The sequence below is a fragment of the Helicobacter mehlei genome (assembly GCF_007280785.1).
GTDB lineage: Bacteria > Campylobacterota > Campylobacteria > Campylobacterales > Helicobacteraceae > Helicobacter > Helicobacter mehlei.
This window is the reverse complement of the sequence record NZ_VKGC01000019.1, coordinates 1-24,091: the sequence shown is the minus strand read 5'-3', so window position 1 is coordinate 24,091 and position 24,091 is coordinate 1. Positions and strand designations below refer to the sequence as shown.

27 protein-coding genes are annotated in these 24,091 nt (G+C 48.9%); 4 read left to right on the top strand and 23 right to left on the bottom strand.

What is annotated here, in order from left to right:
* From FNE76_RS06595 to FNE76_RS06505, 19 genes are all read right to left on the bottom strand, one after another.
* The coding region (locus tag FNE76_RS06595; protein ID WP_143928443.1) for a hypothetical protein at positions 1-1,408 on the bottom strand (1,408 nt) is incomplete at its 3' end.
* Positions 1,409-2,035: 627 nt separating this feature from the next.
* On the bottom strand, positions 2,036-3,583 hold the full coding sequence (locus FNE76_RS06590) for a hypothetical protein (protein WP_120947520.1): 1,548 nt from the start codon (positions 3,581-3,583) through the stop codon (positions 2,036-2,038).
* Positions 3,580-4,116, bottom strand: a complete 537-nt coding sequence (locus FNE76_RS06585; RefSeq protein WP_120947519.1) for a hypothetical protein — start codon at positions 4,114-4,116, stop codon at positions 3,580-3,582. The genes FNE76_RS06590 and FNE76_RS06585 overlap by 4 nt, the downstream gene beginning before the upstream one ends.
* A gap of 1 nt (position 4,117) precedes the next feature.
* A complete protein-coding gene (locus FNE76_RS06580) occupies positions 4,118-6,352 on the bottom strand; it encodes a coiled-coil domain-containing protein (protein ID WP_143928442.1) in 2,235 nt (744 codons plus the stop codon).
* A 9-nt stretch (positions 6,353-6,361) separates the two neighbouring features.
* Positions 6,362-7,111, bottom strand: coding sequence for a hypothetical protein (locus FNE76_RS06575; protein WP_120947517.1), 750 nt, complete (start codon positions 7,109-7,111; stop codon positions 6,362-6,364).
* Complete coding sequence (locus FNE76_RS06570) at positions 7,108-7,692, bottom strand: hypothetical protein (protein WP_143928441.1); 585 nt, start codon at positions 7,690-7,692, stop codon at positions 7,108-7,110. Before FNE76_RS06570 ends, FNE76_RS06575 begins: the two co-directional genes overlap by 4 nt.
* 32 nt (positions 7,693-7,724) lie before the next feature.
* Positions 7,725-7,919, bottom strand: a complete 195-nt coding sequence (locus FNE76_RS06565) for a type II toxin-antitoxin system HicA family toxin (RefSeq protein ID WP_120947515.1) — start codon at positions 7,917-7,919, stop codon at positions 7,725-7,727.
* The gene (locus FNE76_RS06560) at positions 7,912-8,133 is read right to left on the bottom strand and encodes a type II toxin-antitoxin system HicB family antitoxin (protein ID WP_120947569.1); all 222 of its coding nucleotides are present in this window, start codon (positions 8,131-8,133) and stop codon (positions 7,912-7,914) included. Before FNE76_RS06560 ends, FNE76_RS06565 begins: the two co-directional genes overlap by 8 nt.
* Before the next feature lie 28 nt (positions 8,134-8,161).
* Positions 8,162-8,560: a hypothetical protein gene (locus tag FNE76_RS06555; protein ID WP_120947514.1), complete on the bottom strand. Its 399-nt coding sequence runs from the start codon at positions 8,558-8,560 to the stop codon at positions 8,162-8,164.
* A gap of 5 nt (positions 8,561-8,565) precedes the next feature.
* Positions 8,566-9,144, bottom strand: a complete 579-nt coding sequence (locus tag FNE76_RS06550; RefSeq protein WP_143928440.1) for a hypothetical protein — start codon at positions 9,142-9,144, stop codon at positions 8,566-8,568.
* A 1-nt stretch (position 9,145) separates the two neighbouring features.
* Positions 9,146-9,505, bottom strand: a complete 360-nt coding sequence (locus FNE76_RS06545) for a hypothetical protein (protein ID WP_120947512.1) — start codon at positions 9,503-9,505, stop codon at positions 9,146-9,148.
* A 2-nt stretch (positions 9,506-9,507) separates the two neighbouring features.
* On the bottom strand, positions 9,508-10,686 hold the full coding sequence (locus FNE76_RS06540) for a phage capsid family protein (protein WP_120947511.1): 1,179 nt from the start codon (positions 10,684-10,686) through the stop codon (positions 9,508-9,510).
* Positions 10,687-10,695: 9 nt separating this feature from the next.
* The gene (locus tag FNE76_RS06535; RefSeq protein ID WP_120947510.1) at positions 10,696-11,268 is read right to left on the bottom strand and encodes a Coiled-coil domain-containing protein; all 573 of its coding nucleotides are present in this window, start codon (positions 11,266-11,268) and stop codon (positions 10,696-10,698) included.
* A gap of 160 nt (positions 11,269-11,428) precedes the next feature.
* A complete protein-coding gene (locus FNE76_RS06530) occupies positions 11,429-13,030 on the bottom strand; it encodes a CHC2 zinc finger domain-containing protein (protein WP_143928439.1) in 1,602 nt (533 codons plus the stop codon).
* Positions 13,027-13,482, bottom strand: coding sequence for a hypothetical protein (locus FNE76_RS06525; protein ID WP_235852173.1), 456 nt, complete (start codon positions 13,480-13,482; stop codon positions 13,027-13,029). Before FNE76_RS06525 ends, FNE76_RS06530 begins: the two co-directional genes overlap by 4 nt.
* Positions 13,479-14,726, bottom strand: a complete 1,248-nt coding sequence (locus FNE76_RS06520) for an ATPase domain-containing protein (protein WP_143928438.1) — start codon at positions 14,724-14,726, stop codon at positions 13,479-13,481. Before FNE76_RS06520 ends, FNE76_RS06525 begins: the two co-directional genes overlap by 4 nt.
* Positions 14,723-15,106, bottom strand: a complete 384-nt coding sequence (locus tag FNE76_RS06515) for a ribbon-helix-helix domain-containing protein (protein ID WP_162983037.1) — start codon at positions 15,104-15,106, stop codon at positions 14,723-14,725. Before FNE76_RS06515 ends, FNE76_RS06520 begins: the two co-directional genes overlap by 4 nt.
* A 1-nt stretch (position 15,107) precedes the next feature.
* The gene (locus FNE76_RS06510; RefSeq protein WP_143928437.1) at positions 15,108-16,139 is read right to left on the bottom strand and encodes a winged helix-turn-helix domain-containing protein; all 1,032 of its coding nucleotides are present in this window, start codon (positions 16,137-16,139) and stop codon (positions 15,108-15,110) included.
* Positions 16,136-17,239, bottom strand: coding sequence for a tyrosine-type recombinase/integrase (locus FNE76_RS06505; RefSeq protein ID WP_120947505.1), 1,104 nt, complete (start codon positions 17,237-17,239; stop codon positions 16,136-16,138). The genes FNE76_RS06510 and FNE76_RS06505 overlap by 4 nt, the downstream gene beginning before the upstream one ends.
* 249 nt (positions 17,240-17,488) lie before the next feature.
* Here FNE76_RS06505 and FNE76_RS06500 point away from each other — a divergent pair, with 249 nt between their 5' ends.
* Positions 17,489-17,980, top strand: a complete 492-nt coding sequence (locus FNE76_RS06500; RefSeq protein ID WP_120947504.1) for a KdsC family phosphatase — start codon at positions 17,489-17,491, stop codon at positions 17,978-17,980.
* A gap of 7 nt (positions 17,981-17,987) precedes the next feature.
* On the opposite strand, the gene FNE76_RS06495 is transcribed toward FNE76_RS06500, so the two are convergent.
* Genes FNE76_RS06495 through FNE76_RS06480 form a run of 4 tightly spaced genes read right to left on the bottom strand, consistent with a single transcriptional unit; the run spans position 17,988 to position 20,506 of the window.
* Positions 17,988-18,356 (bottom strand): hypothetical protein, encoded by a 369-nt coding sequence (locus FNE76_RS06495; protein WP_235852172.1) that lies wholly within the window; start codon positions 18,354-18,356, stop codon positions 17,988-17,990.
* 20 nt (positions 18,357-18,376) lie between these two features.
* Entirely contained in the window at positions 18,377-18,646 is a 270-nt protein-coding gene (locus FNE76_RS06490) for an AtpZ/AtpI family protein (RefSeq protein WP_120947502.1), read from the bottom strand.
* The gene (hemL, locus tag FNE76_RS06485) at positions 18,636-19,949 is read right to left on the bottom strand and encodes a glutamate-1-semialdehyde 2,1-aminomutase (protein ID WP_162983036.1); all 1,314 of its coding nucleotides are present in this window, start codon (positions 19,947-19,949) and stop codon (positions 18,636-18,638) included. The genes FNE76_RS06490 and hemL overlap by 11 nt, the downstream gene beginning before the upstream one ends.
* 2 nt (positions 19,950-19,951) lie before the next feature.
* The gene (locus tag FNE76_RS06480; RefSeq protein WP_120947501.1) at positions 19,952-20,506 is read right to left on the bottom strand and encodes a YceI family protein; all 555 of its coding nucleotides are present in this window, start codon (positions 20,504-20,506) and stop codon (positions 19,952-19,954) included.
* Between the two features lie 146 nt (positions 20,507-20,652).
* Here FNE76_RS06480 and FNE76_RS06475 point away from each other — a divergent pair, with 146 nt between their 5' ends.
* From FNE76_RS06475 to FNE76_RS06465, 3 genes are read left to right on the top strand one after another with little or no spacing between them, the layout of a single operon-like run.
* Positions 20,653-21,882 (top strand): glycosyltransferase, encoded by a 1,230-nt coding sequence (locus FNE76_RS06475; protein WP_120947500.1) that lies wholly within the window; start codon positions 20,653-20,655, stop codon positions 21,880-21,882.
* The gene (locus FNE76_RS06470) at positions 21,875-22,765 is read left to right on the top strand and encodes a glycosyltransferase family 2 protein (RefSeq protein WP_235852171.1); all 891 of its coding nucleotides are present in this window, start codon (positions 21,875-21,877) and stop codon (positions 22,763-22,765) included. Before FNE76_RS06475 ends, FNE76_RS06470 begins: the two co-directional genes overlap by 8 nt.
* Positions 22,750-23,790, top strand: coding sequence for a glycosyltransferase (locus tag FNE76_RS06465; protein ID WP_120947498.1), 1,041 nt, complete (start codon positions 22,750-22,752; stop codon positions 23,788-23,790). The genes FNE76_RS06470 and FNE76_RS06465 overlap by 16 nt, the downstream gene beginning before the upstream one ends.
* Positions 23,791-24,091 lie beyond the last annotated feature (301 nt).

Genomic DNA, 24,091 nt, shown 5'->3' with positions numbered 1-24,091 from the left:
TAGCCCCCACAAGGGGGATATAATCTACACTGCGCCCAAGAACACCCGCTAGGGGTTTGAGACTCTGCGCGCCTTTAGCCACGCCTTTAAACACGGCATCGCCCACAAGGCTTAAAACCCCTTGCTCGGTCATATAGTGCAACATATCCTTAAAATTGCCCTCGCGATTGGTGACATAGTTGCTCAAGGCATAATCTAGGCTACCCCCTAAGAATGCCCCTATAGCCCCCCCTGTAGTTGCGCCCAAGAAGTTGCGGGTTTTGCTAAAGCCTGCACTGGCCCCGGCAAGAGATCCGGCAAGGGACCCGGCATTGGATAGCACAAACTGGCTAAAGTTTTCAAAAAAGCCCTCTTGGATTTTATAGGCTTGGCCCTGCTTGATCCCATACGTATTGCCCTCTTTAAAAAGCGCATCTTCAAACCCCGCTGCCTTGATGATATTAACGACTGCCTGACGGCTCTTTTCTTGCTCTTTGGGGTCGCTAGAAAAAATCAGTTTAAAAAGGGAGTGTTGGGGGTCGGTGTTTTTAAAATAGAGTAAATCTCTGGCCGCTTGCTTGCCTAGGTATTTGGCCCTCTGGTCTTCTTGGTAGGCTTTTAAGTCCTCATTGGGGCTACTAAAGGTGCTATTCCACAAAGTCCTAAAGACATTGCGGTCTTTGTAGATTTGCTTTTTTTGCGCATCGCTCAAGTCTTTGGCGTCTTTGACTTTTAAGATGCTCTGGCGGGTGATTTCCTTATTGTATTCTAGTGCCCCCTTATTGGGGTTTAACCACTCTAGGGGGTTGAATAGGGCATCGCTGACACTGGAATTAGCCAAGTGCTGTTCTATTAAGAACTTTTGCACATTGGGGGGGAGTTTTTCATAGGGGATTTTATGCTCTATGGCCTCATTAACCAACTGCCCGTAATTGGCTTGTCTTTGGCTCTGTTGGCGGGTGCTAAAGCCTGTTAGACTCTCTAGCGTGCCTAATGCCCCCTGTGTTAAAAAATTGGGGTCTTGCTCTTGGAGTTGTGTTGCCTTCTTCTGGAGCTCTTCTAGGGCCTCTTGCGGGCTTTTTTTAACACCGGTGGTGTTGGGCTCTTGGGGGGTGCTGGTGGCTAGGGGGGCTTGGGGGGTTGTTGGGGAGCTGTGTGTGGGGGGCTCTATAATCTGCTCAGAGGGGGCAAAAAGCGGGGTGGCTAGCTCTTTGACGCTCTGCTTAGGGCTAACAAAGCTAAAGCCACTCATCGTGCTTAGATCGTGATAAAGCGCGCGGGTGATCTGCTCAGAATCTAGCCCATTGTCCTTATAATATTTCTCTAGGGCATCTAAGTTGAAGTTATGTTCTTTGCCCTTAAGGAAGTCTAGCACCTCTTTAGGCTGGACGCCTTGCTGGGCTAATTTCTCAAAGTCTAGAGTCGCCATAGCCTACATTAACGCATTTAGAACGGGGAAACAAGGGTTAAACGCAACGCGTTTAATGAGCAATGCGCTAGCATTGCAAAACGCTTTAGCGTTTTAATGGTTATGCTTGCCAAACAAATACCAAAAGGCTAGAACGCGCTAGCTATGCCCACCAAGATGATAAAACCAAAGTGGCGCAAGTTTGCCCAACTAGAGTGGTGTAAGATTGATGACAAGCTTTACATTACACCCCTCTAGCCCCCTATGGTGGGCACTTGGCAAAAGGGCATTTTGCAAAAATGCTATTTTCCACTTGATGACAAGCTTTACATTACACCCCTCTAGCCCCCTATGGTGGGCACTTGGTTAGAGGGCAAATACGGCTCAAATTTGGAGAACTAGAGGAATCTAGGGGTAGCGGGGTGTAGTGGGTGATACCTCGGGAAGAGAGGTGCCACATGAAGGTTCTAGAATAGTGCTTTTAGTGGTCTTAATGGTTCTAGCCGCGCCATTGCATTAGACTACCGGGCGGGGAATCTGTGCCCCTAACACTGGCTCTATTATTCCCTCTTTCCCCTTTATAAACCTTTAAAACACCCTATTCCCACTCTATTTCCCTGCGCGTTGTTTTAGCGGGCTTAAAAGCCCTCATATGCGCCATGTGCGCTTTTGGGCTAGGCGTGTGGGCATTGTGTTAGGGGGTGGGCTAGAGTAAGGGGGTTTGGCATCGGGGTGGTTGATGCAACTAGCTAGCGCATCGATACAGTCGTCTTGTTTGAAGGGGCGATCGGGGTTGAAACTGAAAAGCTCTTTTTGAATCTGCCCTAGGTTTTGACAAGCGTGGGAAAAGAGTAAAAAGCCCGTGTTATAAAAGGGGCGGATCGCTTTGATTTTGGCCACCTTGCTGACCTGACGGCTAGGCGTGTAGCAAAAAATGGCATCGCTTAAGGGGGGCTTGTATTGCTCTTTGGCGCGCTGGTTGTGCTGGGCTAGGGCGACCAATAATAATCTGTGCAAGACTAGGCCTCCCCCTTCGCTCTCAATGTAGGTTTTGGCCTGTGGGTAGGCCTCTTTTGCCTGCAAAATATAGTTAATGGTCTGCTCCTCGCTCCAAACACCACAATAGCAATCTAGCACAATGTAGCGCGCGCTCTGCTTGTAGTTCTCCACCCCCACAACTATAACCGCGCGGTTGTCTGCACTCTCTTTCAAGCTAAGGGCGTTATCCACAAAGATAAACGTATTGAACTGCCCTAGCTCGTGCTGGAATACCTGCTTAAAGTATTGGGGCTCAAAGTACCCCCCGCTGGTGGCTAGGGGTTCTTGCTGGTATTGCGCGCTGAATTCGTCATTGCCCATTTGCAAACGCATTTCCTCTAGTTGCGCGGCATTGTGGCGCGCCTCAAAAAGAGGCGTGTTAGCCGGGCGTGTGTAGCTAAAATCCTTAATCGAATGGATTTCCTCTTGCGCATTGAGGGCTTTAAGCTTAATGACCTTCCAACTCTCTATCTGGGCGCGCTCAAACTCGCGTTCAGATAGCAAAAACGCGCATAGATCGTTTAGCCCTAGGCGTTGCATTAAAATGGTGATGTTGCTTTGGTTGTCCTGCAAACGGCTTAAAACGCTTTCTTTAAAGTTGGCATTGACTTCCCTAACCGCGCTCTTGCTGTTCATCTGGCTAACCTTGATCGGATCGTCTATGAGAATCTGGTGGGCGTGGAAACCGGTTAGCGCGCTTTTAAGCGTGGTGACAAATAACCCACCGCCTTCACGCAAAACGAACTCTTGGGCGTTATCTTGCAAGAACTCTAGGGGTTTGGGGAAGACTTGCGCGTAAAACTTGGATTTCATCAAATCGCGTACTTGGTTGGCAATTTTCCTACACAAGTCATCAGAGTAGCTGATATAAAAGAATTTGCGGGCGCGATCTAGCCCTAGGCTCCATGCAATAAAACAGCGGGCGATAATCTCGGTTTTGCCATAGCTGGGGGGCATGTTGATCATCAAGCGGGTTAAGAGGCCGCCATCTTGGGCACTGATGGGCTGGGTGCATTCTAAAACCTTGCACAGGTAAGCAATGTGCCAAGAATCCAAAAAGGGGGCCAAATTGTAACGCGCCCACTTGAGTTTTACAAAGGTGTAAAAATCCCTCTGGGCTAGGGCCCTTAAAGCTAATTCCTTTTGGGCTAAATTCATTTACGCCCCATTGGGGTTATTAGCGGGGGTTTTTGGCCTGGGTTTTTGAGTAACCCACTCTGGGCTCGAATGGCATTGCCCCCCATCATCGTTTGGGGGTTATCGCTCTCTTGCATCAAACCGCCTAGATTGAAGTTTTGGATATTCTGGGCTAGGGTGTTAGCTTGCATTTGCTTACCCTGCCACCCTCTAAGCGCATTGAGGGCCTTAACATTTTGGGCCTCAATGTTGATCTTGCGTTCCATTTGGGCGTTTTTGATTTTATCCTGCATTTGCTGGTATTTAAAGCCCTCTTCTTGAAGTTTCAATGCCCGTTCGGCCCGTTCATTTTGGGTTTTATCCTGTAGCCTTTTGTGGGCTTTGAGCTCTTCATTATTGAGGATATTATAGACACTCCCACCAATGTTATTCACTTGGTTATGAAAGGTGTTCAGCGCGTTGGCCATAAAGCCGTGTGCCCCCTGCATCTGTGAAAAGCTATCGCTTAGCGCGCTTAAACCCCCTCGCCCGGCACTGATATCGGGTGCTTGCATGTTATATCCTTGTCGCGTAAGAGATCACGCATATTCCCCCACTGCCTACCGTGATGTTGTGCGTGCTCCCGGCTGTGAGCTCAAACCACCCGGCCTTGCACTCTCCTCTTTGCCCATTAAAGCCCCCATTGGCACTCAAAAGCGCGCCAAAGCTAGTCACCCCACCATTGGCATTGCTCCCCATAGCGCTATTTCCGCCCTGTATGAAGATGTAATAATAAATCCCATCTACTGGCGCGTTCCATTGCTGGTTAGTGGCCACTTCTATGACCTGAAAATTGGCCCCGAATTTGTGTTGTTTTTGGCGCAATTGCTCTAAAAGCGTGTGAATCCCACCTAGCTCGGTGTGTAAGGGGGTGCCGGCTATGGCCATCTTGGCAATCAAGTCATCAGCCAAGTTTTCAATGGTGATCTGGGACTGGGCGGTCTTCTCATGGGCGTGGTTATCAAAATCGGCGATCTTATCAGCAACATTGTCGTCATACTCCCCTAGCTTGGCCTGGGCATTGGTGTTGTAATCTAGGGTTTTTTGTTGGTCATTGGCGTTATAGCCATCTAGCTTGGCCTGGGCATTGGTGTTGAACTCTAATAAGAGGTCATTTCCCCTTTGGGCGATCTTGCCTAGCTGTTGGGCACTATGGGTGTTGTGATCTTGAAGGCGCGCTTGGGCATTGGCGTTAAAATCCTGCTGGAGTTGCGCGGCATTGTGGCTGTATTGGTCTTTGAGCTGGTTAGCCTTGTCTGTGTAGCCCTGCTCTAGACGGCGGGCATTGGTGTTGAAAATGCGCGTCTGTTTTTCTGCATTGTCGTTATAAGCGTCTAATTGGGTCTGGCCGATATTTTCCATCGCAACGATTTTTTGATCGGCTTGGGCCATTAGGGCCTTTTCTAGCGCGTTTAAAAAGTCCCGAATTTTGACCACCTCTCTGACATGCGCTTGAATCTCTTCAAACTTCTTTTCATAATCGGTATTAAATTTCTCAATCTGGCTTTCAATGCGCGCTAGTTCGTCCCGTAGGTGCTCGATACTCTCTTCTTCTAATCTGTTTAAAGCCTCTTCAATTTGGGTCTGCAAAGCTAGCAACTTGGTGGTGCTCTCTTGCTCTTGGGTGTTGATGTGGTTAAGGGCCTGATCTTGTTGCTCTTGAATGCTGGTGATCGCCTCTTTGATGAGCCTTTGGAGCTCTTCAATGAAGGCGCGGCTTTTGTTGTTGAGTTCTAAAAGCTGGTTTTTAATGTCTTCCATATTGTTGAGCTTGTTTAAAAGCAATTCGATACTCTTTTGCAAGCCTAAAAGGGCTTTGCCCTCAGCACTAGCACGGCCCAAAAGCTTTTTAACAAGCGCGATCTGGTCTAGCACCACATTAAAATTCTGGTTGATGAGCGCGTTGTTCTCATTCATCACCGCGTTAAACTCGTCAAAATAGCGGTTGTAATCATTGAGCAATTGGGTTAAAAAATCAATCTGGGCGTTGAAAAACGCGCTCTTGGACTCTAGGGCATTGCCCGCATCTGCTAGGGCCACTTGGGCGTTCTCATAAAAGCCCTTTAGCCCTTTAAAGGCCATTAAAATACGGCTCACCCCCTGCAAACACAAATAGATTTGTTCCTTCCACGCCTTTTGTTCATCCAAGCTCTTTTCTAAAAGGGCTAAAAAATCGGCCTCAATCTCAATGGGCGTGGGCACATTGGGGGCTAAATCTTTGAAGATCGGGCCATCCCCTAGTATGGGCACTGCTGGCAAGTTCTTAAGGCCCTTGGGCTCTACAAATTTAGCCACCTCTAGGGCCTCTTGCGCGTTTTTCTGGAGCTCTTGGGCCTTTTCTAGCTGGGCCTTTGCTTGGGTGACTAGGTCTTGGGCCTCTGCTTGGGTGATCTTAAAGGCCTCTTTAGCGCGCTCTTGGGCTAGATTGGCCGCATTTAGGGCCTGGGTTGCTTGTTTAAAGGCCTCTTTAGCCTCTTGTATCTCTTTTTCTTGTTGCTCTTTGAGGGCCTTAAATTCGGGCATTTCATCAATATTGGGGGCGGGCGGCGCTGGCACTTGTGTAGGATCGGGCTGTTGCACTTGTGTAGGATCGGGCTGTTGTTGGGCTTGGGCTTGGGCTTGCTTGGCGGCTGCTAGGGCTTGGGCTAAATCTTTGGGGGCCCCTTGGGGTGTGGGGGCTTGGTTTTGGGGGCCTACATCCACCACTTGGGCTAACCCGACTCGTTGGAAGGGGGTTGGGGTTTTATCCATATCTGCTCCTTATTTTAGGCCTCTAATGGCTTGATCGCGTACCTGTATGTCGATGCTTTTTTGCGCCTCGCCATTCTGGTTGGTGCTCTTAAAGGTGATTTTATAGCTCTTAGGGGTGCTTTGCTGGAATAAAAAGCTATTGGCGCGTGTGATCTCCACCCCATCGACTAAAAAGCTATCTTGCGCGTCTTTGAGCGTGCTAAAGCCCCAAATGCGTACCGGGTGATCGGGCAAGGTCTCTAGGCTTTGGGCGAAAATCTGCACCACTTCGCTAGCCCCCTCAAGGCCATTAAGCCTTTCTAGTTCTTTGCCCAAATTTTGCAAACACGCCTGTAAAAGCGGATCGGGCTTTTCATCTCCAATCAAGCGGATCGTCTGGGTGACCTCGCGCGCATAGGCGGCAATGGCACTCGTGTTGCTCGCATTGCCCACGGTGTTTAAAAAGCTCACATAGGCATTGGCGCGGTTGATTGCGGCATTGTCCTTTAGGCTGGTGATCATGCTTTGGCATTGGATCAAGGCGTTAAGCGTTTGGGCTTTGCTGGCTTGTAGGGTGTATTGCGCATTGAGGTAGTCAATCTCCATTTTGGCGCGCGCTTGCTCTTCAGCTAGGTTATTTTGCGCCTCTTGTAGGTAAAGCTTTTCGTATTCAATAGCTGCCTGCATAGCGGTTGCGTTGAGCTCTTTAGTGGGGAAGTTTTGCCCCCCTAAAGCTTGGCGGACCTCTAAGAAGTTGCGGATAAAGCGGTTGATATTCATATGCGAATCACCTTGCTGGCCACTTGGGTAGAATATAGGCGGTTCAGATAAAGGGCTAGCTGGTTTTTGGCTTGATGGGCTAAATTGCGGTAAAAGCCGATTTTTTGGGGGTTTTGCTCCTCTGTGGGGACCTCTAAGATAGACGCTAGGGCCCCGTATAAAAGCGCATCGCTGGCCATTGTGGGGAGGGGTAGGGACTCATCAAAGTTGCTTAGGGGCTCAAAAAAGCTATAAGCCACGCCCAAATGCCCCTCTTTAAAGGGGGTAACACTCAAGTTGTCCCCCTGCACATAGAGGGCTAGAGGGCCCGTATTCCTGTGCTCACAAGTGCGCTCTCTTAGGGGCGCGTTGTTGAACTTGGCTTCTAAGATGCCCAAGAGGTGGGGGACTTTTAAAAAAGGGCTCTCTTGGGTTAGGGTTTTGAGTTTTTGGGCGCGGTTAAGCTTGAACTCCAAGATGAGGCTAGAGGCGGCCATATTGATGTTGTCTATCAATTCCCCATCGCTAAAACGCAAATCTAAATAATTGGCGTCTTTGAGGCGGGAACGCAAACGCAAGAGAATATCGCTAATGGCGATCATGTGATACCCTTTCTAGCCCCACTTTTTTGCCCTCATTTGTGGGTATTTTCCATGATTTCTTTTACAATTTTAGGGTGTAAGATTTTGCCCGCAAAAAAAGGGAAAACCTGTCTAATCTTGCCCTTTTTATAAATCCAATGGCCGCCTTTTGCCCCGGCCAAGGCAAACCCATTTTTTAGCAACAGCCTATCTGCTTCCTTGACGCTAAGAGGGGGGAGTTCAGCCATTTAAAGCCACCTCAATAGGGGCGATTACAGAATTTTTCTCAGAGAGAACAACGCGCTCGTCTGCCTCTAAAGTTTCCAAATAAAGCTCTATAGCTTCTTTGATGTTCTCTAAAGCTTCTTCGTAGCTTCCCCCCTGTGACACGCATCCTTGCAAAGAGGGCACATAAGCAAAATACCCGTTCTGATCTTTCTCTATGATGGCGTTTAAAAGCATGGCGCTACCCCCTGTACATTTCTCATCATTATATAGATTTGTCATAAAATAGTGCCCTTTCGGCATCTTGAAAATAAGGCGGGTTTAAATACAAGCGCCCCTTTTGGATATTGCGCTCATAGACGCTGATAAATTGCGCAATGAGGGTGCGCTGTTTTTGATCTGGGCTTAGGCGTTTGTGCAATAAAAAGGCCTCTAGCTCTAGGGGGTCCAAGTTTTCAAAGTTGAGCGCATTTGGGTAATCTCTGTAGTGAAGTGCCCCCTCGCCCTCACAGATGGCAAAAAACACCCCATTAAAGCTGTAGTACGTTCGTGGGGGGTTTTGCTCTAGGGGGGTGAGAGGTTGCACGGCCATAACACGCAAGTTCTGCCCATAAAAGTCGTTAAGCTTGACAATCCCTTCCTGCCCAAAATCCATTAAACGCATCAATGTTATTCTCTTTCCATCGGGAGCGCGCTAGCGGCGATCTGCTCATTGGCCTTAATGCGCTCGGCCTCTCTGGCGTTGTAGCGGGCATTTTCAGCCTCGAATTGCTTTTGTGCTAGCTTTTGGTTATTTCTAGCCATTTCAAGCTGTTTATTGGTCGCAAAAATGCTATAACCTAGCCCCACAATGCCCGCTAAGGCATTCAGCCCTTGGATGCCTAGCCCCACAGCCCCTAATGTGTTGCTAAAGCTCAACTGGGGGATACTGGGGGCACTGGGGGCATTAGGAATTCCTGTGGGGGCACTGGGGGCTGTCTCTAAGTCACTTGTATTAAACCCCCAACGCCCGGTAAATTTAAGGCCGCTTTTGCCCAAAGCTCTTGGCCCATTTGTGGCCTTAGCCCAATTGGCATAATTGACCCCCCCGGGGGTGCCATCATTGAAGTTCCCGCTTAGGGGGTTGAAGTTGGGTGCCGGGGTGGTGTTGGTGTTGAAACTATAGAAAGGATTTGCGCTATTAAAGGCTAGGGCACTATTGGCTAGGGCACGGGGTGGGGCTTTAAAACCCCGCTCAATGGTACTCATTTTAGCACTCCACTAACACCTCAGAGGGCAAGAAGTAATGCACCCTTAAAATGGCTAGGCTGTCGGCCTTGGCATCAAAGTTAGCAATGGTGGCGTTAATGGTCTGGGTGCTAGAAGAGGTGAGTAGGATACTGCTTTGGGAAAAGCCCTTAGCGCCCCCATTGATATTGTCTAAAAAATAATCGCCCTTGCCTGCTAGCCCAATATCGATCACGGCGTTGGGTAGGGGGGTGATAATTTCCAAATTCACGCTCAAAACTTCGCTCCCGGCCGGCAAGAGGGCTAGCTCTTTTGTTTTGGCATCTAGTTTAAAAATCGCTTTGCACAAATAACTAATGTTCTTAACTCTTTGGCCTTGCATGCTCACTCCTTGCTTGAAAATAGCCCAATGACGGCAAAATCGGAATCATCATAGATGGGATTAACCCCGCTAGCACTCATAAAACGCGCCTTAGAGATGCCCAAGATGCGATCCACCCCGCAAATGGTCTTGCGGCCCGCATCCTCTGTTTCATTGATGTAAAAGTTGATGCTGGGGGTGCCGGCTAAAACAAGGGCACTAGCCCCAACTAATGCCCCAATACTGATGGGCTGGGCACCTGTGTAGTGGCTGGGGGGTGTGGTGGTGCCACAATTTTGCGCATTGATATTGGCCAAGTATTCGGTATCGCTAACCTCTGAGTTTAAAAGGCCGACATTGACACTGGTCCATACCCCCATATCAATGACGGGGCAATTATCAATGAGCCCCACTAGCCCGCTAAAAAGGGCGTTTTTATCCCCCCTTAGCCCGGCGAACTTTTGCATCTCTTGGTATTCCTTATCGCTTTTAAGCTGGTTGATGGCAAAACTATCTAGTAAGATGATATAGCTGTAATTTTGCACTGAAACCCCACCTGTGGTGGTGCTCTCAGATCGGATCGGCTTGAGGGGGAAGGCCTGCTTGTTATCATGCCTTACCCCCGCTCTAGCTTGGAAGATGGCCCGCCTGATCGCCTTCACACTCATGGTGTCCCCGGCTTGGATTTGCTTAGTGAGATCGGGCACGCTGTCATTGGGGTTTGGGCTCTTATAGCCATCTGTTTGATCACACACGACCACATTAGTGAAGTCATTAGATAAAGCACACACTAAAGCCCGATCGCGCTTGGTCTGTATCCACTCGGTTAGGCTATCGCTAGCCTCTTTGATGAAGTCAATATGCTTCATCGCGCTATAGTGTTTGATTTCTGACTTAATGGCATTGCCCACCACTTCGGGGTAAATGGTTTGGCTTAAAATCTCCAAATTATCAAAGTTGGCATTAAAGTCGGTATTCCCCCTAACACCACTCCCGCTCAATTGCGCTTTTAAACGGGGGCGGTAGGGCTGGTTATCTGGGACTAAATAAGTCCTAACCCCTCTATCACTCCCCCGCCCTGTCAAGGGCTCAAAGGGGCTTTTGAGCCAACTAGCCGCCTCGATCTGTTCGCCGATCTTCACGCTCACATTGGGGTCGCTCTTCCAATTGGCTAGATTGATGTCGTTAAGTCCTGCTAACATTCACGCTCCTTAAAATCTGTTCATCACCATAGAGGCATCCCCACCGCTAGGATTTTGCGCGCTATTGCCCTCTAGGCGTTGGGGCAACTCTTGGGGGGCCTCTTGGGCCTCTTGGGCCTCTGGGGGCTCTTGGGGGCCCTTGTAGGCCTTGTAAAGCTCATAGAGGGCATTAAAAAACTCCACGCCCTGCAAGCTTTCTAATTGCCTTTGGTATTTGGGGGGCAAATCCTCATGGTAAAACGCCATGATCTCATCCATATTGGCATCGGGATGTTGTTGTAAAAAGGCTTGTTTGGCGGCCTCTAAATCTTGCATGTTCCGCTTTTGGGTGATTTCCCCCTGCAACTCTTGGGCGCGTTGCACCTTGCTCCCTAGCTTTTCTTGCAAGAATTGGTTTTGCATCTGTAAAAGCTTTTTGACAAAGCCGGCCTTGTCGTCAAAAAAAAGGGACTCTAATTCGGGGGTGGTGTTTTGCGCGGCATAGTTGGCAAAATCGCTCTCCAAACTCTGCTCGGCCTGCTTGATCTCAGCTTGCAATGTCCGTAACTCGACCTCTTGATCCTGCAATGTGGGTTCTGCCATAACTTCCCTTATTTTTTTGGGGCTATTAAAACAGAAGTGCAAAAATATAACAAGGGTTAAACGCAACGCGTTTAATGAGCAAAAGCCCTTAGGCTTTTGCAAAATGCTTTAGCGTTTTAATTTTATGCCCACCAAACTGATATGAAAAGGCACTTGGGTTTTAGCCCTCTTGGGCTACTTGCATCTGCTTAATCTTGTCAAAAAGGGCACTGGCGTAGCTAAAATTCTCCTCCCCTATGGCCTTGCGCAAATCGCGCTCTAGGGCTTTGAGCTTGAAGGCGCGCAAAACCATAGCCTGATCGGGGGGCCAAATGGCCTCATAGCGCGTGGCTAGCGATTCAAGGCCGGCCACTTTGTTGTTGATGAGGGCCTCAAAGACTTTAGGGTATTGGAAGTCCTGCGCGCTTAGGTACCTTTGTGCGGTGAAACGGAAGGCTAGGTCTTTTAACATCGTGGCAAAGATACAGCCCTCGGGCCATAGCCGGTTAGCCGTGTAGCCCTTTTGCAAATGCGGGCTATTGGCCTCTAGCTTGCTTTTGGCCTCTGAGATTTCTTGGCGGACCTGCTTAGGGGCGTGCGCGCCCAAAATCTCCAAACACGCGTGCTTTAAAAAAGGACTCCACCCACCCACTAGGCCCATTAACTCTTTGTAATTCTTGTCGCGCTCTTGGGGGGGGTACTCTGGGCTTAAGCGCGCATTGGCAAAGTACTTAAACCCATTGATTTTGTACATCTCGGGCTTTTTCTTGGGGCACGATCCCACATCCTTGGTGCTAGAGTTTTTCAAGCGGATCACGCAAACCAAAGAATAGGGTTCATTGGGGGTGAAACACATTTTAAGCGCGCGCATTGTTGCCTTGTGCCCGGGGCCGTCATTGTCCAAACAAAGCGCGATTTCCACGCCCATTTTAGAAAAATAATCTAAGTGCCCTTGGTTAAAGCCCGTCCCGCTGATGCACACCGCATGGGGGTACCCATGCACGCCAAATAACATTGCATCAAAAAAGCCCTCTGTGATGATGACCTGCTTTTTTTGGATAATCGCATTTAAAGCGCGATCGATATTCCACAACGTTTCAGACTTTTTAAAATAAGCCGACTCGCGTGAGTTAAAATACTTGGCGGTACGCGCTTCATCGCTTGATAAGGTGCGCCCGCTAAAACCCACAACACGCTTGCGGGCATCTTTGTAGGCAAAGATTAGGCGGTTTTCAAAAGCACAAAAGTGGCCACGCCCATTAAAAAGCCCGCATTCTTGTAGGTCCTCTAGGCTGTAGGCCTTTTTGAGCTGGGTGGTGGTGGCTGGGGTGCAAAGCCCTAGCTCAAAATAGCGCGCGCTCTCTTGGTTGATACCCCGTTGCGCTAAATAGTCCAGCACGATCATGTCCTCTAAAAGGGCCTTTTGGAAAAGCCTATGGGCGTGATCCAAGATCGCATAACCGGGCATTGGCTTTTCCTGTTTGTGGTGGGTGATCTCAAGCTCTATGCCGGCAATGCGTGCGGCCTCAAAGGCGGCATTATAAAAGCTTAGGCCTTGGGTTGCTACAATAAAGTCAATGATGTTCCCACCCTCACCACACCCATAACACCGCCATGTGTTTTTGCGCGGGTTGATCGCAAAGCTTGGTGTGCGCTCGCCATGAAGTGGGCAATGCATTAAAAACACATTGCCGGCCCGTTTTGGGGTGTGCCCTAGCTTGCAAAAAAATTCGATAATATCGGCCTTCTCTTTTAGTGCCGCTAAGCTCTCTGCCTTGATCATAGGGCCACCACCGCTAACTCTTCCATATAGCCCTCTTTGAGGGTGTAGGTGAGGTGGTAGGGTTCATCTTGCCCATTGTCGCTAATAGCCCCCCTAAAGCTCCTAAACAGCGCAAAAATGGCACTCGAATAGCCCAAGAAGTCATTTAAGGGGATGAGCAAATCCACTTTCACCCTGTTTTTCTTCTTGGGGGTTAGATAGCCAATTAAAGGCGTTTCCACCTCTTTGCCCACTGGGATAAAAAGGATTAGGTGGCGCAAGTTTTGCAAAGAGATTGCGCTAGAGGGGATCACTAGGGTGGTCTGCTTATTGATAAGGGCCAATTCGGTTCCCTTGTTTTCAAATTCGATAAAAATGTCCTCGCCCTCAAAGACAAGATTAAAAAAGCTAGCCCCCACGCCACTTGTGATATAATCGCGGGCTAGTTGTTGGCAAGTTTCTTTCTGACTCATTCTGGTTCCTCCTGTGTGTGTTCTTCTGTGTTGATCTCAAAGTTTAAAGCCCTCTCGCCTTTTTGCGGGTCTTTGGGGTCGATCTTGATCCACTCTTTGAGCATAAAAAGCGGGGTGTGGGCTCTAAAAATGGCCTGGTTTAATAGCCCCTCTTGCTTGTTCTTGTAAAACTCTATGCGGCGCATATAGGGCCTCTGCTTGGGGTTGTCCCACTGCTTATATTTGGACACGCCTATATGGATGGTTGCTGCGTGCGCGCCTAACTTGGTGTCAAAGGGGGTGGTTGGGTCGCTCTTAGAGGTTTGCACAATGAAGAGGATAACCACCCCTAGCTGGGCATTGATGATCTCAGCTAGTCTAAAAAACTTCTTGGTCTGCTCCTCTTCACTGCGCCTCCCGGCACTCACGCGGATCATCATCTGCGAGTCGATCAAAAACACCTTAGTCCCCTCTTTGGCCTCCTGCTTGATCTGCGCTACTAGCTCATCAATGGTTAGCCCGCTAAGGCCACCATCATCCATGCGGAAATTGACTGGATCAAAAATGGCCGATCCGATCTGTTCTTGCACGCGATTCATTGTGTCCACAAAGTTTTTCAAAGGGAATTCCAAAGAGTAATACAGCACGCGGTGCTCCATACTCAAATGCCTTAAAATCTGCACCCCTAGGGTGGTCTTGCCCGCCTCGCTATCCCCACTGATGAGGACTAAAGAGTTCTCGGTGATCCCCCCTTTTAAACTGCGGTCTAAAAAGTTAATGCCCGTGGGAAACTTCTTCAAAGGGGGCGACTTGGCAAACTCGGCGGCCCATTCGGCAAAACTGCGCGCGGGGCGGTGGCTCTCTAGGCGGACAAATTTTCCCAAGAAGTCCATATCAAAGATCACGCCACTAAGGTTGGCCTTGGCTAGCTCCTCTGTAAGCTTGCGCTGGGTTTTGAGTAAAAGGGCGGTGCGCAAGTCATCTTTTAGGTGCAAATAACTGGGCATTGCCTCAATGCGGGGGTCCTCGAAAAGCTCTTTGAAAGCCGTGCTGGTGCTAAATTCCTGCCCCAAGGTCTGGATGAGGGTCGCTAGGCTAATGGGCTTGTTCTTGTTTTTAAGCTCTAAAAGCGCGCTGAGCACCTGTTGGTGGGGGGGCTCGAAAGTTTCAAGGGGGAGGCCCTCTAAAAACTCTTCTAGCCATTGCGGATAGGCTGTACACGATCGGACAATGGACTTTTCTAGAAGGTTGTGATCATAGCTCATTTGAGGCCTTTAAAGCCTTGTAGTGAGCATTGTTGCGCAAATAGGCTCGGATATAGAGGTTCTCGTTGGAATACGCTTCTAGGCCCCTTAAAACGCTTTCTAGCAAGAGGGCGTTTTGGCTGGTGTGATCCCTTCTTGCCCTGGCCTTTAAGCGGACGATGATGTGCGGTTTGAGCATGAACTTTTTGCGGACCTTTTTTGTTGTAGGCATTGCGCTTGCTTTTCTGCCAATCATGTTTTTCTCCCTGTAAGAAGTAGCGGATAGCGCATTCCACGATCACGCCACGGCTCTGACCCTCAAACTGGGCGATCGCATCTAAAATCTCCAAGAGTGGGGGCTCTAAAAAAAAGCTCCCCGTGTGTTCTTTGGGCCTTTTCACGCTAGTTTTCCTTTTCGCAAGACTTGTAGGCCTTGAGGGTGGCCCAAGCGATATTGCCAAGGCTTAGGCCCCTGTAGGTGTGGATGAGCTTGTCAAAGGTGCTCAGCGCGTCCCAAATGACGTCTTGAACGTTTTGCGCGTTCAAGCCTAGGCCCTTGTATTGCTCTAAAAGCCGATCCAAAAAGCCCTGCTGGGTGGCCTTGCTCTTGGGGGGAAAGACGTCATTAAAGCCCCTGCGCATAGAGGTTTCAATGCACGAACAGATGTCATGCCCTTCTTTTTTAAGCTCTAAAAGGCGGCGTTGTAAGGCGCGTTTTTGCTCGTAGCTAACCGGGTGGGCGTGGTTACGGTGGGCCACAAAACGCTCGTAGGCTTGTTGCTCTTCTGGGCTAAAGGGGGGCACTTGGGTTTTAGGCGGGGGGGCTTTGAAGATGGAAGAAACTTTGTTTTTGAAAGCCTCATAAAAGGCGCGTTTCTTCTGGGGCGCGTTCATGCCCTTTTGGTAGTCAAAGCCTTTCACGGCCTCACACACATGCATGCGCGCGTGCGCGCTTTTGGTTTCTTCATGTTTCTTGTGTACAGTTTCTTTTATTGTGTGTAATTTTTGCGTTAAGGTGGGCATCCCCTTAGAGACGGCATAGCGGGGGTCAAACCCCCCTGTGATAGGGGACTGCAACCTTATGTCTTTTTCTTGCTTAAGGTGGGGGCCTTCATCTGTGGGGGCCTCTTGGGGCATGCACAAAATCCACTGGCGTATCCCGGTGATACGCCCCCTAGCGGATCGTTTGTAGGTGATTTGCAAAACCCCGGCTTGGCGCAACTCGCGGATGTATTTATTCACCGTGTTAGGTGTGAGATTGAAGGCCTCACAAAGCTCTAGAGTGCTTAAAACCCAATTGGTGGGTAGGTGGTTGATGTACATCACGATGGCCAAGGCCTGCGGGCTTAAAGACAATTTAAAAATCCCATTGGGCACAACAGAGTAGTTGCTACCGGGGTTAAATTTGGTGATTAAGGGTTCAGAGTGCGTCATTGGTAAGCTCCTAGAGAGATGTTTTCAAGCGGGGCAAAAGAGGCCTGGGGGTTGGGGATGTAGGCTGCGTATGCGCTAAGGGTGATCTGGGCGTTGTTGTGCCCTAGGGTCGCGCTGGTATGCAATAAATTACCCCCGTAGCTAAGCATCATACTTGCAAAGGTGTGGCGGGTGCAATATAGACGGCGTTTGGTAATCCCGCATTGTTCTAAGAGGCGGTGCCATTGTTTGCGCAAGTTCAAACGCCGCCCCGGGGGGTTGGGGAAAAGGGCGTCTTGAATGCCGTTTTGGGTGATGTAGGCTTTGAGGGCGTTTTGCAAAGAGGCGGGGATGCTGATGGTGCGGTTGGAGCTATCTGTCTTGGGGGTGAGTATTTCGCCATATTCGCTGATGGTGCGTTCAATGCGTATCGTGCCCCTTTCCAAGTCAATATCGCCACGCCTCAAGGCCAAGATTTCGCCCACCCGCGCGCCGGTTAAAAAGGCGATGGTCAAATAGATCCGCATAATCGTATCCCCCTTGCAAAGTTCTAGCACTTGGCTAACTTCTGTTGGGCTTAAGGGTTGCTTGCCCATCGGCTTTGGGGTTTGGATACGGCGCTTAAAAAAGGGGTTGGCCTGGATGTAGTCCATTGTCATTGAGAAGTCCAAAAAGTTTTTTAGACAAGAGATGAGGGATCGGGTGTGGGTGCGGGAAAACCCCCGCCCCGCTAGGGCGATATAGAAGTTCAACACGCTTTCCTTGTTGATGCTCTCAATGTAGGTGGGGTTGCCCAAAAGCTCTAAAACGCGCCTCATGTGGGCGCGCATAGTGCGCTGGGTGGTGGGTTTGAGGCTTAGGGTCATCTCTAAAAACTTATCCACCACGCTAGATACTTTGATGGGGGACATCAAGGTGCTAGTGCTGTGGGCGTTCTTGATCTGCTGGAATTTGGCGCGCCGCTCGCGCTCAATCTTGCCCCCATCCACCTGCCCGCCTAGCTTAACATACATCAGCGCGCGGTTATCGGGCGTGTCATCTACCCCTAGGCTTTTGCGGACCCGCTTGGTGCCCTCGTAGGTCTCAAGATATAGCTTGCCCTTTCGGTTGTAAAATCGCATAAACACTCCTTGTTTTGGTTTTCTTAAGTCTTATTTTCCCGTTCTTGACGCGCTTTTTGGCTTAAACTTTTTTGGACCCCCCCTTGGGGTTTTAGCTTTGAAAAGCCAAGTGGTTTTTTCAAGCCCCTAGGCTGTGCCACAAGTGAGACAAATTGGCACAAATTGGGCACAACAGCCTAAGGCTTGACAAGCCCCCAAAAAGCTAGCTAAGATACCCGCCCAATACCACCTTTTAAAAGGAGCACAAAGATGGCCGCCTTCAAGGTTTTTTTATGCGATTGTGACGGCACGCTAACCGATGGGGGGATGTATTATCTCCAAGATGGCACACAGCTTAAAAAGTTCAGCGTTGCCGATGGCATCGGCTTTGAGCTACTCAAAGCTAGGGGGATTAAGATAGGCATTTTAACCGGTGAGGTGACCCCAATTGTGGAACACCGCGCCAAGCGTTTGAAGATGGATTTTTTGCATCAAGGTTGCACCCCTGAGGGCAAATTAAAGGCCCTAAAAGACATCTGCGCTCAAGAGAAAATCACCCCTGCCCAAGTGGCCTATGTGGGTGATGATGTAAACGATTTGCTCGTGCTCGAATGCGTGGGGTTCAAAGGTTGTGTAGCCAACGCCCACCCCCATTTAAAAGCTTTAAGCGGGATTGTGGTTTCAACTAAAAACGGCGGTGAGGGAGGCGTGCGCGCGCTCATTGATCTATGGTTGGATAATCCTAAAGTGCTTAAGAGTTAATTTTAAGCTAGCGTTTTGAGAGCTTGTTAAGGGCGCGCAAGGCCAAAACCCCGATCAAGCAAGCCCAAAAGCCCAAAAGATAGGGCAGGGGCATAAAAATTTTAAAATCCATCAGCACAAATAAGCAAACAAGCAAGAGCGCATAAGCCCCTAATTTGAGCCAGCTAATAGAAGTTTGCACCCCCAAAGCAAAATGGGCAAATTTAGAGAGTGTTTTGTCTGCTTGGGTGTTTTGCAACACGCCTTTAAGCTTTTGATAGCCCGCCAACAAGATCAAGAAAAAGCCCCAAAAGCTAGCCCCAAAGTTGAGCGCGCCCAGTGCTCCCCACTTGAGAGCCACAAGCCCCACCAACAAAACATGGTAGGCTAGTAACACCAAAACGCATTTTAAGCACATTAAGGTTTGTCTTTAAAAATGCGGTATTTAGGATCGTTAGCCAGCTCATCTAGGGATTTTTTAGTCTTTTTGTAGGCTTTATAGACATTTAAGATGGCCCCCCCAACCCCCCAAGCCACGCCCAGCCAAAAGAGCCAAGTTAGACCCGTCAGCTTCTTTAAACCATAGCCAATCCCAATGCCAATTAAGATCGCCACCACGATGGAAATCCCCAAACTCAAAGCATCCGCCCCCTCGATCACCTTTTTAAATTTGGGATCAGACTCCATGCCTTATCTCCTCAAAACTCTCACGCGCTTTTTGCAGACATTGATCCAAGATGTCTGGATCCATCGGCGTGCAGATAAAGCCACTCTCAAAGGCAGAGGGGGCTAAATACACGCCCTTTTGGAGCATTTTTTGGTGGAAAGCGGCGTAAAGTCCAGTATCGCTCTGTTTAGCTTGTTCAAAGTTTTGCACCTCTTGGGTGCTGAAGAAAAAGCCAAACATGCTCCCCCGCACGCAAGTTTGCACGCTAAAACCATGCGCCTCTCCGGCTTGTTCCAACCCGGCACAAAAGCGTTGGGCTAGGACTTGTAATCTATCATAAAGATTGGGATCGCGTTGGATTTTTTCTAATGCCACAATCCCAGCCGCCACAGCCACGGGGTTACCACTCAGCGTGCCCGCTTGATAGACTCCCCCTGCAGGGGCTAATAAATCCATAATCTCAGATCGACCCCCAAAGCAAGCTAAGGGTAGCCCTCCACCAATGACCTTGCCAAAGGTAACCAAATCGGGTACCAAATGGTGATAATGTTGCGAACCATTCGCTGCAACTCTAAATCCGCTCATCACCTCATCAAAGATCAACACGGCGTGGTGTTGTTGGCATAGTGTGTGCAGTTCTTGTAAAAATTCCAACTTAGCGGGCACTAAGCCCATATTACCCGCGATGGGCTCAATGATGACACAGCCGATATTGCCTTGTCTAAAGCAAGCCTTGACCGATTCAATATCATTATAACGCGCCACTAAAGTATGGTGGCTAAAATCTTGTGGGACACCCAAAGAGGAGGGCACGCCAAAAGTCGCACACCCACTCCCCGCCCCCACCAACAAGCTATCGCTATGCCCGTGGTAACAGCCCTCAAACTTTAAAATATCATCTTTACCACTGAAAGCCCGAGCTAAGCGGATCGCGCTCATGGTCGCCTCTGTCCCGCTACTCACCAAGCGCACCTTTTCTAAGCCCTCATAGCTCAAAACCAACTTTTTAGCTAAAGTGGTCTCTAACTCTGTGGGCGCGCCAAAACTAAAACCCCTTTGCAAGGTTTGAATCACCCGCTCCTCAATTTCTGCATCAGCATGCCCAAAGAGCAAGGGACCCCAGCTTTGCACAAAATCCACATAAACATTCCCATCCACATCGTGCAACAAACAGCCTTGCCCCTTGTAGATAAAGGGTGGTATGCCCCCCACGCTTTTAAAAGCGCGCACGGGGGAATTAACCCCCCCCGCAATGACCTGTTTGGCCTCGTTAAAATCATTGATGCTATGCAAGAGCGCATGCCCCAATTCTTTTTTAGCCATTGCTAGTCTTTAAGTCCAGCTTTAAAAGTGATTTGCACCTGAGACCAAGTTAATTTTTCATGTTGGGCACTGCAGGCGGTGGCAAGTTTATGGAAGGCATCTTTGAGTCCAAATTCCATGATATCTAGCACGCCCGTAGCGACCAATTCTTTATCTTTAATGGTGTAGCTCATGGGCACTTTCACGCTCTTACCATTCATGCGCACAGAAGCAAGTAAGGTCCCTTGATCTTCCCCAGCCACCACATTTCTAAAAGTCACTTTGAGACTCTGATCTTTGAATTGGTTAAAAAACGCTTCTTTAACATTTTTAGTTTTGAGCTCATCGTGCAGATTAACTTGGGCGACATTGATTGTAGCGGTGGCTTTATCCAGCATATGCGCCACGCTGGAAGTGTCTTTGTTAAAGCGGTAAAGCACATGGTCAAAAGTGCCTTCTACACCGACTTTTTTAGCCGTTTTAAAAGCGGTAAAAGACATGCTAACCTTCGTGGTATCTAAACTATTGGCTTGTAACAATGCAGATGCCAGTAACGCTGCTATCGTAAATTTTTTCATCCTATCTCCCTTGATTAATTTTTGGCTTGAAGCCTTAGGGGTCTTATTATAGCATAGCACAAAGGGCTCTCCATTTACCCTGAGTGCTTAAGTTCTATGCGGGTCTTGCTATGTTACCATGGTGAAAACAAAAGGGTCGCCACTCTGTGAAAATCCTACACTTAAACGCCACCCTCACTGGAGGAGCAGCTCGAGCTACCTTGCGTTTGCATAGTGCCCTCTTGCAAGAGCGAGTGGATAGTTTGGTCTATGTGCAAGACACACGGGGGGGCATGCTCCATGATCGCATTTTAAGCCCGCAAGGTCTTAGCAAAACTTGGGCGCGCTTACGCCCTTATTTGGACAAAGCCCCGATTTTGTTCTACCCCAAGCGCACAAGAGGCACATTTAATATTGGTTGGTTGCCCTTTAGCGGGGTGTTGCGCACCATTGAAAAGATCAGGCCCGACATTGTGCATCTGCATTGGATCGGGCGTGGGGTGATTCCCATCTACGATCTACCAAAAATCCCGGCACCTCTAGTGTGGAGTTTGCATGACATGTGGGCTTTTAGTGGCGGGGATCATTATTATGGTGATGAAAACGAACATGCCTATAGGCATTCCTGCATTTTAAATAGCCCCTTTGATTACGATCTGGCCACCCTTGGCTTTGGTATGAAAAAACGGGCGTATGCGCAAATCTCCCATTTATACGTGGTGGGGTTGAGCAACTGGATAAGTACGCGGGCTAGACAGAGTGTCTTGCTCCAAGACAAACACCATGTGGTCATCCCCAATCCGATCAATACCCACCACTACCGGCCCCTAGACAAACAAGTTTGCCAACAATTATTAGGCTTGGATACCTCCCACCAGCTAGTGGCTTTTGGGGCTATGGACACAAGTAATCCTATTAAGGGTGCAGATCTTTTGCTAGAAGCCCTACATCATCTTAAAGGGCAACAAATCGAGCTGGTGATCTTTGGAGCAGACACGCCCAATAATATGCCCCACTTGCCCTTTAAGACACATTACCTAGGGAAGCTCACTGATAACGCTAGCCTTGTGGCGTTGTATAATGCGGTGGATGTAGTGGTCGTGCCTAGCCGCCAAGAAAATCTAAGCAATGTGATTTTAGAGAGTTTGGCATGTGGAACACCTATAGTGGCTTTTGAAGTGGGGGGCAATGGCGATCTAATCAGCCACCAAGAAAATGGCTATCTAGCCCGCCCCTTTGATGTGCTGGATTTAAAGGCAGGGGTTGAATGGGTGTTAAATACCCCGGATTATCCTAAGCTCTGCACGCATGCACGCATGCACGCAGAGGCGCATTTTAGTCAAGAGGTGATTGCAAAAAAATACATTACGCTTTATGAGGGCATTTTACTTGGATAGACCTCCAAGACTTTTTGAGCAGCCCCCCAAGCTAGAAGATTCTAAGCATTTTGAGCGACTTGCTATCTACCCTAGGGCAACTCTGCAAGGGGGCTTAAGGACTAAAGGGCTTTTCAAGCACAGCGTGCCTAATCAGCCCCTAGTGAGTGTGATCATGGCAACCCTGAATAGCCAACAATTCTTAGAGGCGACCTTGCAGAGCATTTTGGATCAAAGTTATGGCAATTTGGAATTATTGGTCATCGATGGGGGTTCCAATGATAGCACTTTGCAGATTTTGCAAACTTATGCTAACAAAATCGATTATTTTATGAGTCTTAAAGATAAGGGCATTGCGCAGGCTTTCAATCGGGGCGTGCGTCTGGCTTTTGGGGATTATATTAATTTTCAAGGTGATAGTGATGGCTTTGTTGCCCCTAATGCCTTGCAAGAAGTGATGGCAGGCGTGCAGGGGGAAATGCTCATTAGTGCGCGGGTGGTGCGCGTGGATGAACAAGGGGATGTGCTCTACACCTCTGATTATCTCAAAAATTTTGATAAAAACCTATTGCGTTTCAAAATGATTCACCACCAAGGACTTTTAACGCACCGGGATTATTTTAGCATCTATGGGTTGTTTGATGAAGATTTGATCTTTAGCATGGATTATGAGCATTTGTTGCGTTGTTTCCACAACTTCCCCGCATTTGTGTCTAAAGTTGAGGTTTTGGCACGCTGGCGTGCAGATGGGCTGGGGACTGATAAAGAGTTGGAGATTTTTAAAGAATGGGCACAGATCAAGGCACGCCACCAAATCGCCCCGGCCTTAGTGCTTAAAGCCATTGAAAAATGGATTTTGGCTAAGTTCTATCTTAAAAAGGCTCTTAAGTGGATCAAACACTAGATTATGTGATCACCACCCCCTTGCCTGTGTTTTACAAGGTCAATCTCTATAACGAACTAGCCAAATCTTTAAAAATCTTTGTGGTGTTCTTGGCATCTGAAACTAAAGAAAAGCGCGCGGGGGATTTTACGGGTCTAAAAAATGCGTGCTTTGAGCACGCCACCCTTTTTGCAGGCAATTTGCAAGAACGCCCCTTGTGGAAAAATAGCTACCAATTAGTCCAGATTTTAAGGCAAAAGCCCTGCAAATGGTTGCTAGTGGGGGGGTGGGATTGCTTGGAGTTTTGGGCAGGGGTGCTAGCCAGTCCTAAGGCCCAAAATGCGATCGTAGTCGAATCGAGCATCTATGAGAGCACCACGCGGGGGGTGAAGGCGTGGCTCAAGCGGGTTTTCTTAGGGCGTATTTCAAGAGCTTTTGTTTGTTCACATAAGCATGCCAAACTCTTAGAGGTGCTAGGTTTTAAGGGAGAGTTTAGAATCACGCATGGTGTTGGGATCATCCACAAGCCCCTACTTTGTAGAGATAAGCGTTCTTATGCCAAACAATTTATTTGTGTGGCGCGCTTGAGTGGGGTTAAAAATTTAGAGTTTTTATTGCGTGTGTTTCACAACTTGCCCGATTTTTCTCTAAGCCTTGTGGGCACGGGGGAGTTGGAAGAGGCATTAAAACGCATGGCAAGCCCCAATGTGGCGTTTTTAGGGGCGGTTGAGAATGCCCGCTTGGGGGAGTTGTTCTGTGCTTTTGATGGCTTGATCTTGCCCTCTTTGAGCGAGCCTTGGGGTTTGGTGGTGGAAGAGGCCTTGGCCGTGGGTTTGCCGGTGTTTGTGAGCAGTGCTTGCGGGGCGCAGGTGCTGGTACAAGAGGGGGTTAATGGCTTTATCTTTGATCCAAAAGATGAGATGAGATTAATAGGGCTTTTAGAAGGTCTGAGCCTTGCTGGTTACAAAACTCTCTTAGAGGGGGCTTTAGCTTGGAGTTTAGAGGCTAAGGACAACAAGCAAGTACAAGCCTATGCCCCTAAGTAGTTTTAAAAATTGCCACAGAAAACATGGCTATTTACAAGTGTGGTAGTGTTGCTAATTGTCTTGACTTGCTGGTTTTAAGTTATAATGCTAGGGATTTGCCCATTTTGGGATTTTGATTAATTTAAGGATGTCCATGCTTTTGCCTGTTTATTTTGTTTCGCTTAAAGATCACCCCCGGCGCGCACATTGCCAAAGTATTATTGACAATCCGCCCCCGGGGGGGGGGGGCGGCGCCGGCGGCGGGTGCCCCGGGGCGGGGGCGAGGGGGGGGGGGGGGAGGTCTCGGGAGAGCGCGGGGGTA